The organism is Stenotrophomonas sp. Y6 (assembly GCF_022436665.1).
GTDB lineage: Bacteria > Pseudomonadota > Gammaproteobacteria > Xanthomonadales > Xanthomonadaceae > Stenotrophomonas > Stenotrophomonas acidaminiphila_A.
This window is the reverse complement of sequence record NZ_JAKUKB010000003.1, coordinates 300,296-313,723: the sequence shown is the minus strand read 5'-3', so window position 1 is coordinate 313,723 and position 13,428 is coordinate 300,296. Positions and strand designations below refer to the sequence as shown.

Here is a 13,428-nt window from a genome sequence, read left to right as displayed (position 1 = left end):
CCGCGAAATCAAAAAGCCCCGCCCGTGCGGGGTTTTTTGTTGCCCGCGCCCTCGCCACCGGCGCATCGCGGCGGCGCCACCAGCGCAGGCCGGCCGCCGCGCCCTGGCACACGCCACGGGCATGGCCGGCGCGCAACAGCCGGCGCGAATGAAAATGGTCCCGCCCAGCGACGGCATCCTGCTCTAGAATTGGCGCGTTCAACGCCGGACCCCGTCATGCCCTTTGTCGTCACCGAAAACTGCATCAAGTGCAAACACACCGATTGCGTCGAAGTCTGCCCCGTGGACTGCTTCCATGAAGGCCCCAACTTCCTGGTGATCGACCCGGACGAGTGCATCGACTGCACCCTGTGCGAGCCGGAATGCCCGGTCAACGCCATCTATCCGGAGGACGATGTGCCGGCGGGCCAGGAAGCCTTCGTCGCGCTGAACGCCGAGCTGGCCAAGGCCTGGCCGGTACTGACCGTGCGCAAGGACCCGCCGGCCGATGCCGCCGAGTGGGACGGCAAGCCGGACAAGCTCAAGCTGCTGGAACGCTGACCCGCCAGGCGGGACACGAAAAAAGGGCGCCGTCGGCGCCCTTTTCGTTTCCGCGCGCTGGCGCGGGCCCGGCCGGCCCCGCGCCCCGGGGCCCCATGGCGGCATGCCGCCATGGGCAACGGCAACCGTACTTACGGCGCCAGCTTGGCCTTCAGCGCACCGAGCAGCTTGATCGCCGCCGGATCGGTGGCCGGCAGGCCACGCGGATCGACCGCCGACACGTAGGCGCCGGCATCGACGCCGACCACGCGCACCAGGAAATTGCTGCCTTCATAGGCCACGTCGTACGAGCCCAGCAGCTGCGCGCGGCTGGCGATGGTCACGCCCTCGACCGTGGCCAGGGCGTCGCCGACCTTGCCGAACACCTCGTCGCGGCTGCCGCTGGCGGTGAAGCCGCCCTGCGCCGGCTGCGCCGCGGCGGGCTGCGCCGGACGCGCGGCCGATGCCAGCGCCGGCACCTGCGACGCGCCGGCGGTGTTGGGCAGGGTCAGGTCCGGCGGCACTTCGAGCGGACGCATTTCCGGCGCCAGCGCGTAGTCGCCGCGCGCGCCACGCTTGAAGCAGCCGGTCGCGGTGACGGTGGTGGCGATGGCCAGCAGGGCCAGCGAAAGTGCGCGGACGGCGGAACGGGAATGACGCATGGTGGATCTCCAGGTTCTGGCCACTGCAGGTTCAGTGGCTGGATAGTGCTTCCAGGGCGCCCACGTCGGCCGCCAGGTGGTCGGCGGCGGCGTGGTGCGGGGCGGACAGGGGCAACAGCGGCAGGCGCAGTCCATGGCCGATGCCCAGGCGCTGCAGCAATGCCTTGACCGGGATCGGGTTGGACTCGAGGGTGAAGAAATCGTGGTAGGGCTGCAAGCGCGCGTCCCAGGCTTCGGCGGCGGCATGGTTGCCGGCGCGCGCCAGGTCGCACAGGGTACGGAACGCCCCCGGCAGCACGTTGGAACCGACCGACACCAGGCCGTCTGCACCGGCCAGCAGCGCGCGCGCGGCGCTGGCATCGTCGCCGCCGAGGACGGCAAAGCCGTCGCCGCGCAGTTCCAGCAGCGCCTTCATGCGGGTCGGGTCGCTGACCGCTTCCTTGATGCCGACGATCCGCGGATGCGCCGCCAGCTGCGCCACGGTGTCGGGCAGCAGGTCGCAGCCGGTGCGGCCGGGCACGTTGTACAGCACCACCGGCAGCCCGCCCTGCTCGGCCACGGCCAGGTAATGCTGGCACAGACCGTCCTGGGTCGGGCGCACATAGGGCGGGGTGACCACCAGCGCATGGGTGGCACCGTTGCGCGCGGCACGGCGGGTCGCCTCGATGGTGCGGGCGGTACCGGAATGGCCGGTCCCGGCAAGCACCGGCATGCGGCCACCGAGGACCTCCACGGCGGTGCGCAGCAGGGTGTCGTATTCGGCGTCGGACAGGGTGGCCGCCTCGCCGGTGGAGCCGGCCACCACCACGCCCTGCGCGCCCCCGGCTTCCTGCAGCGCCAGCAGCCGCCGCCAACCGGCGCCATCCAGTGCGCCGTCGGCAAGGAAAGGCGTCGCCAGGGCGGTGATGAGGCCGGAAATGGACAAGGGGAACGCCGTTCTTCGAGGGGGCTGGGAATCCCGCCTGGCGGCGGGTTCGTGACCGGGGGCATGTTACTTGCCGGTCGAAAGCACGGGCAAGTATGCTGGGTGCCAGCGAACGTGCCCGCGCCGGCGCCGTTCAGACTCACAGAGCACCCCGGAACCACCTTGACCAACAGCACCCCGCGGCCGCAGCCGACCGAAAACCACCTCCTGATCAACGCCTACACGACGCATCCGGAGTCCCCGCTGCTGTCCGTCACCCGCCGCATCGCCGACAGTGGCTGCAACCTGGTCGACGCGCGGCTGTCCACGGTGGGGCGCGATGTCTCGGTCACCACGCTGGCCACCGGCTCGTGGGACGCGGTGGCCAAGCTCGAGGCGATGCTGACCCGGCTGGAGCGCGAGGAAGGCCTGAAGCTGGTGTGGTACCGCACCGCCGCCAAGCAGGCCCAGTCCAACCTGCTGCCCTACATCGTGGAAGTGATCGCCGCGGACAAGCCCGGCATCCTGTTCCAGCTGGCCGACTTCTTCGACCGCCAGGGCATCACCATCGAGAACCTGCAGAGCACCCGCTACCAGGCCATGCAGACCGGCGCGGAGATGTTCTCGGCGCAGATCACCATCGGCGTGCCGGCCAACATGCACATCGCCGCGCTGCGCGACGATTTCCTCGAGTTCTGCGACCACCTCAACCTGGACGCGATCATGGACCCGATGAAGTTCTGAACATTCGCGCGTCCGTCACGGGCGTGCGGCGTTTCATGTAGCTGCAATGGAAGTACCCCAGGCTCCGGAAAGGATCTGATGAACATCGGCGATACCCTGGACCGCACCACCCTCGAGCTGCCGCTGGCCTTGTCCGGCGGCGCCACTACCACCCTCGCCGCGCAGGCCGGCCACTGGCTGGTGCTGTACTTCTACCCGAAGGACAGTACCCCCGGCTGCACCACCGAAGGCTTGGAGTTCAACGCCCTGCTGCCGGCGTTCAAGCGCGCCGGCGCGCGGGTGTTCGGCGTCTCCCGCGACTCGGTGAAGTCGCACGACAACTTCTGCGCGAAGCAGGGCTTCGGGTTCCCGCTCATCAGCGATGGCGACGAGGCGCTGTGCAATGCCTTCGACGTGATCCGCATGAAGAACATGTACGGCAAGCAGGTGCGCGGCATCGAGCGCAGCACCTTCCTGGTCTCGCCCGACGGCACCCTGGTGCAGGAATGGCGCAAGGTCAAGGTCGCCGGCCATGCCCAGGCCGTGCTCGACGCCCTGAAGGCCGCCCGGTCCACGTGAGTCCCATCGCCCACCTCGTTCGCCGCGCCCCTGCCCCGCAGGTCGTGGCGGTTTTTCCCTGCCCGTAACCAGGAATCGACGATGACCCGAGGCAAGCGCATCTACGTGCTGGATACCAACGTGCTGATGCACGATCCGACCGCGCTGTTCAAATTCGAGGAGCACGACGTCTACCTGCCGATGCAGGTGATCGAGGAACTGGACAACGGCAAGAAGGGCACCTCCGAGGCCAGCCGCAACGCGCGCCAGGTCAGCCGCTTCCTCAACGAGCTGATCGAGGCCTCCGGCATCGGCGGCATCGCCAGAGGCGTGCCGCTGGTGCTGCCGCAGGGACTGCAGTTGCGCGGCGCGCGCAGCGCCGGCCACCTGTACTTCCAGACCAGCCATTTCGAGGCCGGCAAGAGCTTCGGCGCGGTGATCCCGGACAACGCGATCCTCGGCGCGATCCTGGCGCTGAAGGAACAGACCCCGGACGTGCCGGTGGTGTTCGTGTCCAAGGACATCAACCTGCGGATCAAGGCGGCCATCGCCGGGATCAACTCGGAGGATTACGAGAACGACCGCGCGCTGGACGACTTCAGCCTGCTGTACACCGGCGCCACCGCGCTGCCCGAGGATTTCTGGAAGAAGCACGCAAGCGACCTGCGCAGCTGGAGCGACAAGGGCCGCACCAGCTACGAGATCCGCGCCACTGACGACGAACAGTGGTTCCCCAACCAGTACGTCTACCTGCCGGGCGATGACGAGGTCGAACTCAAGGTCGCCCGGGTCGAGGCCGATGGCCGCATCACCCTGACCCTGGTCGATGACTTCCGCCACGGCGCGCATTCGGTGTGGGGCATCACCGCGCGCAACCGCGAGCAGAACTTCGCGCTCAACGCGCTGATGGACCCGGAGATCGACTTCGTCACCCTGCTCGGCACCGCCGGCACCGGCAAGACCCTGCTGGCGCTGGCCGCCGGCCTGGCGCAGACCATGGACACCCAGCGCTACCGCGAGATCATCATGACCCGCGCCACGGTCAGCGTCGGCGAGGACATCGGCTTCCTGCCCGGCACCGAGGAAGAGAAGATGACGCCATGGATGGGCGCGCTCACCGACAACCTGGAAGTGCTCACCCACAACCAGGAAGGCGGCGCCTGGGGCCGCGCGGCCACCAACGACCTGCTGGCCTCGCGCATCAAGATCCGTTCGCTGAACTTCATGCGCGGGCGCACTTTCCTGTCGCGCTACCTGATCCTGGACGAGGCGCAGAACCTCACCCCGAAGCAGATGAAGACGCTGATCACCCGCGCCGGCCCCGGCACCAAGATCGTCTGCCTGGGCAACGTCGAACAGATCGATACGCCCTACCTGACCGAGACCACCTCGGGCCTGACCTACGCCGTGGACCGCTTCAAGAACTGGCCGCACAGCGCGCACATCACCCTGCGCCGCGGCGAGCGCTCGCGGCTGGCCGATTACGCATCCGAAGTACTGTAACGTCGCCGACGCGATGCCCCGCCCTCCCGAGCGCCCATGCCCATGACCCATCCCGAACTGGAATGCTGCAAATGCCACGCTCCGATGCACCCCGGCTATCTGCTGGAGGAGGGTCATGCCAATGAACGCTCGATCACGGCCTGGGTGGAAGGCCAGCCGCAGAAGTCGTTCTGGATGGGCCTGAAGACGCCGCGCCAGAAACTGGCCACGCGCACCTATCGCTGCACCGGTTGTGGTTACCTTGAGAGCTACGCGCCCGCCCCTGCCACCACTGCCTGAAGTCCGCCACGCACTGCCCGGAGTCGCCGTGAAAGCCGCCCGTTCCCTGCTCCTGTTCGTCCCCGGCCTGCTCGCGCTGGCCGCCTGCACGCCGGCCAACGTGAAGCCCGGCGCCACCGTGCCGACAGCGATCAAGGCCGGGCAGTCGTGGGTGGTCACGCGCCCGCTCGTCGCCGCGCAGGTGCTCGACACCTGCTCGCGCGACAGTCCCGCCAGGCAGCCCGATGGCGTCAGCGGTTACTGGGCGCCCAGCCGCGCGCAGATCGACGCGCTGGAAAGCCGCCTGCAGCAGCTGCAGCCCACCATCGCCGAGCCGGCACGCTCCAACCGCCAGTACGTGGGCTTCATCGCGCGGGGCCGGCAGCTGATCTACATCAACGCCTTCACCCTGCCCGACCACGACAAGACCAACCCGGCGCGCGAGGCGGTGCGGGTCTGCGACGGCGGCGCGGCCTTCTGGGGGGCGGTGTACGACCCGCAGACCGGCAGCTTCTCCGAGATCGCCCGCAACGGCGGTTTCTGAGCGGGCCGGCGGTACCGTCAGCGCCATGGGCATACAGCTCCCCCGCTGGGTATGGATCGGCGCGATCGCGCTGTCCTGCGTGGCCGGCATGGTCAACGTGGTCGGCTTCCTCGGCTTCGAGCACCAGGCGGTCAGCCACCTCACCGGTACCACCAGCCAGCTCGGCATGGCCCTGGCGCAGCGCGACTGGCGCAGCGTGTCGCACCTGTGGGGCATGCTGATCGCCTTCTCGCTGGGCGCCATGCTCAGCGGGCTGATCGTGCAGGACGGCACCTTGCGGCTGGGCCGGCGCTACGGCGTGGTGCTGACCATCGAATCGCTGTTGCTGCTGGTGGCGATCCCGTTGTTCAAGCAACAGCAGATATGGGGCGCGCTGGCCGCGGCCATGGCCTGCGGCCTGCAGAACGCCATGGTCACCACTTTCAGCGGCGCGGTGGTGCGCACCACCCACCTCAGCGGCATGTTCACCGACCTGGGCATCGGCCTGGGCCATCTGCTGCGCGGGCTGCCGCTGCAGATGCGGCGGCTGACGCTGAGCGGGCTGATCATCAGCGGCTTCCTCGCCGGCGGCATCATCGGCGCCTGGCTGTTCCAGCGTTACGGGTACGACGCGCTGCTCGCGCCGGCGCTGCTGACCGGCTGCACCGGCGCCACCTACATCATCTACCGGCTGTCGCAGCACCTGTACCCCGCGCCCTGACGGCAGCAGCAGGCCAAACGCGGCACAATCGTGCCATGACGCCTTCCACTCCCGTTTCCGTCCTCACCATCGCCGGCTCCGATTCGGGTGGCGGCGCCGGCATCCAGGCCGACCTCAAGGCCTTCGCCGCGCACCGCGTGCATGGCCTGTCCGCGATCGCCGCGCTGACCGCACAGAACACCCGCGGCGTCGTCGCCGTGCACGTGCCGCCGCTGGAATTCCTGCAGGCCCAGCTCGACGCCTGCTTCGATGATTTCGACATCCACGGGGTCAAGCTCGGCATGCTCGCCAACGCCGATGTCATCCACCTGGTCGCCGACGTGCTGGAAACGCGCCGGCCGCCGCAGGTGGTGCTGGACCCGGTGATGGTCGCCACCAGCGGCGCGCGCCTGCTGGAAGCCAGCGCGCTGCGCGCGCTGCGCGAGCGCCTGCTGCCGCTGGCCACGCTGCTCACGCCGAATGCGCCCGAGGCCGAACTGCTGCTCGGTCGCCGCATCGGCAACGCCGGCGAGGCCGAGGACGCCGCCGCCGCGCTGCTCGGGCTCGGCGCCGGGGCGGTGCTGCTCAAGGGCGGGCACCTGGATGAAGGCCCGCGGGTGATCGACCGCTACTTCGATGGCGTCACCGGCGAGGAGTTCAGCCACGCCCGGCTGCCGGTAAATGCGCACGGCACCGGCTGCACCCTCGCGGCGGCCATCGCCGCGCAGCTGTGCCGCGGGCTGTCGCTGCCCAATGCCTGCGGGGCCGCCATCGACTACGTGGCCCGCGGGCTGCGCAACGGCTACCACCCCGGGCGCGGCGAGGTCATGGTGCTGGATCACTTCGGCGCCGCCGGGCCGGCATGAGCGCGCATACCGTCATCGACGTCGCCGCGGCCGACGGACACCGCTTCCAGCTGCTCGCCCAGGTACCCGCGCAGCCGCGGGCGGCGGTGCTGTGGCTGCCCGCCCTGGGCGTGGCCGCCCGCCACTATCTGGCGCTGGCCGAGGCCCTGGGCGCACGCGACGTCGCCGTATTCGTGCACGAATGGCGCGGCAACGGCAGCAGCAGCCTGCGCGCCGGCAGGCGCGACGACTGGGGCTATCGCGAGCTGCTGCTGCACGACCTCCCCGCCGCCGAGGCAGCGGTCCGCTCGGCGCTGCCCGGGCTCGCGCTGCGGCTGGGCGGGCACAGCCTCGGCGGACAACTGGCGTGCTGCCATGCCGGCCTGCACCCGGAGGCGTTCACCGCGCTCTGGCTGGTCGCCAGTGGCACCCCGTGGTGGCCGGGTTTCCCGGCGCCGCGGCGCTGGCTGCTGCCGTCGGCCTACCGTTTCCTGCCCTGGCTGGCGCACCGGCGCGGGGCGCTGCCCGGGCGCCAGCTCGGCTTCGGCGGCAACGAGGCACGCGGCCTGATCCAGGACTGGGCCCGGGTGGGCCTCAGCGGCCGTTACGCCGCGGCGGGGCTGGCGGTCGACCTGGAGGCGGCGATGCGCGCGCTCGCGCTGCCGGTGAACGCGCTGCTGTTCGAGGCCGATTGGCTGGCCCCGGCCGGATCCATGCGCCACCTGCTGTCCAAGCTGCCGGCCGCGCCGGCGACGCTGCGGATCCTGTCCGGCAGCGAGCTGGGCACCCGCGCGGACCATTTCAGCTGGATGAAATCACCGGCCATCGTCGCCGATGCGCTGGCATCGGCAGCGTTATAGGAAAATTTCACAAAAGCGTTGACGCCTGCGCGTCATATCCGCATAATTCCGCTCCTGACGACGCGCCCGTAGCTCAGTTGGATAGAGTACCTGGCTACGAACCAGGCGGTCGGGAGTTCGAATCTCTCCGGGCGCGCCAGTTTGGAACACTGCACATACAGTGCTCCCCGTCAGAACAATAAAGGTAAAACGCGCCCGTAGCTCAGTTGGATAGAGTACCTGGCTACGAACCAGGCGGTCGGGAGTTCGAATCTCTCCGGGCGCGCCATTACACCGAACAGCAGGCATTGCCTGCTGTTTTTTTTGCGCTCCGGAAAAGCCGCGAGCGCGACGGGCCCGCTGCCGCACCAGCCTTCAACACACCGCACGCGATGCCTCAAGACAGGTCCAGCGCAGCGGCCACGGCCACCGTACCGGCAGGCCTGCCTGGCGAACGCCGCGCGACAACCCGCTTGGACGGACGGGCGGCAAAAAAAACGCCGGCTTGCGCCGGCGCTTTCATGCAACGCGGACGGTGGCTTTTCAGCCCTCCGATACCGGCACGCCCTGCTCCGCCCCGTCGGACACCGGATCCTCGTCGGCGTCGTCGCCCGACTGCAGCGACGCATCCAGGCGTTCGACCGCCTGCAGCTTCTCGCCCTTGGACAGGCGGATCAGGGTCACGCCCTGGGTGTTGCGGCCCACGCGCGAGATTTCCGAACCGCGGGTGCGCACCAGGGTGCCACCATCGGAGATCAGCAGCACCTCGTCGCCCGTGCCCAGCAGCACCGCGCTGACCAGCCTGCCGTTGCGCTCGCTGGTCTGGATGCCGATCACGCCCTGCGTGCCACGCCCCTTGCGCGGGTAGTCGGCCAGCGGCGTGCGCTTGCCGTAACCGTTCTCGGTGGCGGTGAGGATGTACTGCACGCCGGCATCGTCGGCCGACTCGATGATCTCGCCGCCCTCGGCCGCGATCTCCTCGACGCCGTTGTCGTCCTCGTTCTCGTCCTCGGCGCCGCCGGCGCTTTCGGCCACGATCAGGCTGACCACTTCCTCGCCCTTGGCCATCTTGATGCCGCGCACGCCGGTGGCGGTACGGCCCATCGAACGCACCCGGTCCTCGCCGAAGCGCACGGTCTTGCCGTTGGAGGCGAACAGCAGGATGTCGCGCCCGCCATCGGTCAGGCCGACGCCGACCAGCGCATCGCCCTCGTCCAGGTTGATGGCGATCTTGCCGCGCGCCAGGCGGAACGCGAATTCGCTCAGCGGGGTCTTCTTGACCGTGCCGTTGCGGGTGGCGAAGAACACGAAGTGGTTGTCGTCGTACTCGCGCACCGGCAGCACCGCCTGCACGCGCTCGCCGTTCTCCAGCGCGATCCAGTTGATGATCGGGCGGCCACGCGCGTTGGAGCCGGCCTCCGGCAGCTGGTACACCGGCAACCAGAACACCTTGCCGGAACTGGTGAATGTCAGCAGCGTGTCATGGGTGTTGACCAGCCACAGCTGTTCGATCGAATCCTCGTCCTTGGTCGCCGCCGCGCTGCGGCCGCGGCCGCCGCGCTTCTGCGCACGGTAGGCCGACACCGGCTGGCGCTTGACGTAGCCGGCGCGCGACAGCGTCACCACCACGTCCTCCGGCGCGATCAGGTCGAGGATGTCCAGGTCTTCCTCGCTGTGGCGGATCTCGGTGCGGCGCTCGTCGCCGTACTCGGCGCGCACGCTCTCCAGCTCCTCACGGATCACCTGCAGCAGGCGATCGGGATTTTCCAGGATGTGGATCAGCCCGGCGATCACGTCCAGCAGCTGCCTGTATTCCTCGGTGAGCTTGTCCTGCTCCAGGCCGGTGAGGCGGTGCAGGCGCATTTCCAGGATCTGGGTGGCCTGCACGTCGGACAACTGGTAGTGGCCGTCGACCAGGCCAATGCCCCTGGGCAGGTCTTCCGGACGCGAGGCCTCGGCGCCGGCGGCACCCAGCAGCGCGCCGACCAGGCCCGGCTCCCACACCTTGGCGAGCATGCGCTCCTTGGCCTCGGCGGGGTTGGACGAGGTCTTGATCAGCTCGATCATCTCGTCGATGTTGGCCAGCGCGACGGTCAGGCCTTCCAGCACGTGCGCGCGGGCGCGCGCCTTGCGCAGTTCGAAGATGGTGCGGCGGGTGACCACCTCGCGGCGGTGGCGGACGAACGCCTCCAGCATCTCCTTGAGGTTCAGCAGCTTCGGGCGGCCGTCGACCAGCGCCACCATGTTGATGCCGAACACCGACTCCATCTGGGTCTGCTGGTACAGGTTGTTCAGCACCACCTCGGCCGATTCGCCGCGCTTGACCTCGATGTAGATGCGCATGCCGTCCTTGTCGGACTCGTCGCGCAGCTCGCTGATGCCCTCGAGCTTCTTTTCCTTGACCAGCTCGGCGATCTTCTCGATCAGCCGCGCCTTGTTCACCTGGTAGGGAATCTCGGTGACGATGATCGACTCGCGGCCGTTGTCGGCCACTTCGATGTCGGCCCTGGCGCGGATGCGCACGCGGCCACGGCCGGTGCGGTAGCCGGCGATGATGCCGGCGGTACCGTTGATGATGCCGGCGGTCGGGAAATCAGGCCCCGGGATGTACTCCATCAGCCCGTCCACGTCGATCGACGGGTTGTCGATCAGCGCGATGCAGGCGTTGATGGATTCGGTGAGGTTGTGCGGCGGGATGTTGGTGGCCATGCCCACCGCGATGCCGGCCGAGCCATTGACCAGCAGGTTCGGGAAGCGCGTCGGCAGGACCGTCGGCTCCAGTTCCTTCTCGTCGTAGTTGGGCTGGAAATCGACGGTTTCCTTGTCGATGTCGGCCAGCATCTCGTGGCTGATCCGCGACAGGCGCGATTCGGTGTAACGCATCGCCGCCGGGCTGTCGCCGTCGACCGAGCCGAAGTTGCCCTGGCCGTCGATCTGCATGTAGCGCAGCGAGAACGGCTGCGCCATGCGCACCAGCGTATCGTAGACCGCGCTGTCGCCGTGCGGGTGGTACTTGCCGATGACGTCACCGACGATGCGCGCCGACTTGTAGTACGGCTTGTTGGCGTGCGCGCCAAGCTCCTGCATCGCGTAGAGGACGCGGCGATGGACCGGCTTGAGGCCATCGCGGGCGTCGGGGAGCGCGCGGCCCACGATCACGCTCATGGCGTAATCGAGGTAGCTCTTGCGCATCTCGTCTTCCAGGTTGACCTGGATGATTTCCTTGGCGGTTTCTGCCATTCGGATTCCGTATTCTGGTAGCGGTCCGGAGCAGCGCCGACGGCCCTTGTGGGCGGTCCCGGCACAAGCCCGATTCAAGTGGCCGAGTTTACCACACGGCGCCGTCTGCCGCCTCGGGCGGCAGCACTTTTAACGGAATAAATCAGGGACTTAGCTGCTGCGCGGCAGCGTCAGCAGCGGTTTTACCGCACCGCCGCCGGCAGCCCGCCGCCGGCGCCCGCGCCAGCCCCGGGGTCAGCCGCCGAACGCCGCGCGCATGGCCGCGCTGTCGGGGTCCAGGATCACGCCCTTCTCGGTCACGATGGCGTCGATCAGGCTGCCCGGGGTCACGTCGAACACCGGGTTCCAGGCCTGGATGCCCTCGGCCACGGTGCGCACGCCGCCGACCCCGAACAGTTCGCCCGGGTCGCGCTGCTCGATCTCGATCGCATCGCCATGGGCGGTGCCCATGTCCACGGTCGAGGACGGCGCCACCACCATGAACTTGACCCCGTGGTGGCGCGCGGCGATGGCCAGCTGGTAGGTGCCGATCTTGTTGGCGGTGTCGCCGTTGGCGCAGATGCGGTCGGCGCCGACCACCACCCACTGCACCGCGCCGGTCTTCATCAGGTGCGACGCCGCCGAGTCGGCGACCAGGGTGGCATCGATGCCGTCCTGCTGCAGCTCCCACACCGTCAGGCGCGCGCCCTGCAGCCACGGCCGGGTCTCGCCGGCGAACACCCGGGCGATGCGCCCCTGGGCCACGCCCGCGCGGATCACGCCCAACGCGGTGCCGAAGCCGGCGGTGGCCAGCGAGCCGGTGTTGCAGTGGGTCAGCACGCCGCTGCCGGGCGCGATCAGGGCCGCCCCGCGCTCGCCCATGTGCCGGTTGGCGGCCAGGTCCTCGTCGGCGATCGCCTGCGCCTCCAGCGCCAGCACCTGCCGCCAGTCGCTGCCGGCCGCGGCCAGTGCGCGGCGCATGCGCGCCAGCGCCCACGCCAGGTTGACCGCGGTCGGGCGCGCGGCATTGAGCCGCGCCATCGCCGGTTCCAGCGCCTGCAGCGCGGCGGCGCCATCGCCGGCATCGACCTCGCGCGCGGCCAGCACCACGCCCCAGGCCGCGGCGATGCCGATCGCCGGCGCGCCACGCACGGTGAGCGCATGGATGGCGGCGGCGACCGCATCACTGTCGCCGCACAGCACGTGCTCGACGACGAACGGCAGTCTGCGCTGGTCCAGCAGCTCCAAGGCGTCGCCGGTCCAGCGGATCGGGCGGATGTGGTCGTAACGGGCGTAGTCGATGGCGTGGTTGTCGTTCATCGCGCCATTGTACGGGCCGCCGTCAATCGGCGGAAAACTCGGCGCGGCAGCCCTTGTCCACCCAGATGCCGGCGCGGTCCCAGCCCCAGCTGCGTCCTTCCTCGCAGGCCGCGTTGGACAACTGCCTGACCAGCGTGACCTTGCGCTCCACGCTTACTCCGCACTCGCGGCGCATCTCGCTCTTCGACTCGCAGATGACCTGGCGCGGGACGTCGACGAATCCGGAGCCATCCTCGGCACCGACCTCGAACTGCCCCTCGCAGCCACGGCTCACCCAGATCTCGTTGCGCCCGTATCCCCAGGTACGCCCTTCCCTGCAGGGCAGCAGCGACTGCTGGCGGATCAGGCGTACCGGCGCGCCACGCAGCAGCACCGGGCAGGTCACGGTGCGGCCCTTGGATTCACAGCGGACCATGCGCCGCACCAGGCGTTGCCCGGGCGCCGGTTGTTCGGGCGCGAACTCGGCGCGGCAGCCGCGGCTGACCCAGATCCCGCGCTCGTCCACGCCCCAGCTGGTCTCGCGGATGCAGCTCTGGGTGGACAGCTGGCGCACCAGCTGCACGCCACGCGAGACATCCATCGCGCAGCGCTGGCGCACGCCATCTTCCGATTCGCAACGCACCACCTGCGCCGGCGCTGGCGCCGTGTCGTCGGGCCCCGCCATGGCTGGCATCGGCAACAGCCACAGTGCTGGCAACAGGCCGCACACACCCTTCATCAGACCTTCCCGCGCTGCAATCGGATGGACTCCGCCGGCACACACACTGCGCCCGCAGGCGTGATCAGAGCATCATCGGCGGTGCGCAGGCAATACATGCGCGCAGCGGGCACGGCACCGGCAACCGGGCACGCGCG

Annotated in this window: 14 protein-coding genes and 2 tRNA genes; 11 read left to right on the top strand and 5 right to left on the bottom strand. The window is 69.3% G+C overall.

The features are described from left to right. Positions 1 to 216: 216 nt before the first annotated feature. Positions 217 to 540: a ferredoxin FdxA gene (fdxA, locus tag MKP15_RS04900; protein WP_161614083.1), complete on the top strand. Its 324-nt coding sequence runs from the start codon at positions 217 to 219 to the stop codon at positions 538 to 540. Positions 541 to 671: 131 nt separating this feature from the next. Here fdxA and MKP15_RS04895 read toward each other — a convergent pair whose 3' ends face one another. Together MKP15_RS04895 and dapA are read right to left on the bottom strand one after the other, a co-directional pair. Then, entirely contained in the window at positions 672 to 1,181 is a 510-nt protein-coding gene (locus MKP15_RS04895; protein ID WP_161614082.1) for a hypothetical protein, read from the bottom strand. A 31-nt stretch (positions 1,182 to 1,212) separates the two neighbouring features. Next, entirely contained in the window at positions 1,213 to 2,106 is an 894-nt protein-coding gene (dapA, locus tag MKP15_RS04890) for a 4-hydroxy-tetrahydrodipicolinate synthase (RefSeq protein WP_240211972.1), read from the bottom strand. A 162-nt stretch (positions 2,107 to 2,268) separates the two neighbouring features. On the opposite strand from dapA, the gene MKP15_RS04885 reads away from it, so the two are divergent. The 10 genes from MKP15_RS04885 (at position 2,269) to MKP15_RS04840 (ending at position 8,323) form a co-directional block, all read left to right on the top strand. Beyond that, the gene (locus MKP15_RS04885) at positions 2,269 to 2,829 is read left to right on the top strand and encodes a glycine cleavage system protein R (RefSeq protein WP_056931767.1); all 561 of its coding nucleotides are present in this window, start codon (positions 2,269 to 2,271) and stop codon (positions 2,827 to 2,829) included. A 78-nt stretch (positions 2,830 to 2,907) separates the two neighbouring features. Continuing rightward, complete coding sequence (locus MKP15_RS04880; protein WP_240211971.1) at positions 2,908 to 3,387, top strand: peroxiredoxin; 480 nt, start codon at positions 2,908 to 2,910, stop codon at positions 3,385 to 3,387. An 81-nt stretch (positions 3,388 to 3,468) separates the two neighbouring features. Next, entirely contained in the window at positions 3,469 to 4,869 is a 1,401-nt protein-coding gene (locus tag MKP15_RS04875) for a PhoH family protein (RefSeq protein WP_240211970.1), read from the top strand. 42 nt (positions 4,870 to 4,911) lie between these two features. Further along, entirely contained in the window at positions 4,912 to 5,148 is a 237-nt protein-coding gene (locus MKP15_RS04870; protein ID WP_158681870.1) for a hypothetical protein, read from the top strand. Positions 5,149 to 5,194: 46 nt separating this feature from the next. Next, the gene (locus tag MKP15_RS04865) at positions 5,195 to 5,671 is read left to right on the top strand and encodes a hypothetical protein (protein WP_240212077.1); all 477 of its coding nucleotides are present in this window, start codon (positions 5,195 to 5,197) and stop codon (positions 5,669 to 5,671) included. A 25-nt stretch (positions 5,672 to 5,696) separates the two neighbouring features. Beyond that, positions 5,697 to 6,371, top strand: coding sequence for a YoaK family protein (locus MKP15_RS04860; protein WP_104940213.1), 675 nt, complete (start codon positions 5,697 to 5,699; stop codon positions 6,369 to 6,371). A gap of 35 nt (positions 6,372 to 6,406) precedes the next feature. After that, entirely contained in the window at positions 6,407 to 7,216 is an 810-nt protein-coding gene (thiD, locus tag MKP15_RS04855; protein WP_240211969.1) for a bifunctional hydroxymethylpyrimidine kinase/phosphomethylpyrimidine kinase, read from the top strand. Further along, the gene (locus MKP15_RS04850; RefSeq protein ID WP_240211968.1) at positions 7,213 to 8,055 is read left to right on the top strand and encodes an alpha/beta fold hydrolase; all 843 of its coding nucleotides are present in this window, start codon (positions 7,213 to 7,215) and stop codon (positions 8,053 to 8,055) included. Before thiD ends, MKP15_RS04850 begins: the two co-directional genes overlap by 4 nt. 62 nt (positions 8,056 to 8,117) lie before the next feature. Continuing rightward, positions 8,118 to 8,194 (top strand) — tRNA-Arg (locus MKP15_RS04845). A gap of 52 nt (positions 8,195 to 8,246) precedes the next feature. Then, positions 8,247 to 8,323, top strand: a tRNA-Arg gene (locus tag MKP15_RS04840). 254 nt (positions 8,324 to 8,577) lie between these two features. On the opposite strand, the gene gyrA is transcribed toward MKP15_RS04840, so the two are convergent. The 3 genes from gyrA to MKP15_RS04825 all read right to left on the bottom strand — a co-directional run bounded on the left by gyrA (position 8,578) and on the right by MKP15_RS04825 (position 13,291). Next, positions 8,578 to 11,274 (bottom strand): DNA gyrase subunit A, encoded by a 2,697-nt coding sequence (gyrA, locus tag MKP15_RS04835; RefSeq protein WP_240211967.1) that lies wholly within the window; start codon positions 11,272 to 11,274, stop codon positions 8,578 to 8,580. Positions 11,275 to 11,508: 234 nt separating this feature from the next. Continuing rightward, on the bottom strand, positions 11,509 to 12,573 hold the full coding sequence (mtnA, locus tag MKP15_RS04830) for an S-methyl-5-thioribose-1-phosphate isomerase (protein ID WP_240211966.1): 1,065 nt from the start codon (positions 12,571 to 12,573) through the stop codon (positions 11,509 to 11,511). Positions 12,574 to 12,595: 22 nt separating this feature from the next. Continuing rightward, a complete protein-coding gene (locus tag MKP15_RS04825; RefSeq protein ID WP_240211965.1) occupies positions 12,596 to 13,291 on the bottom strand; it encodes a DUF3011 domain-containing protein in 696 nt (231 codons plus the stop codon). Between the last annotated feature and the right edge of the window lie 137 nt (positions 13,292 to 13,428).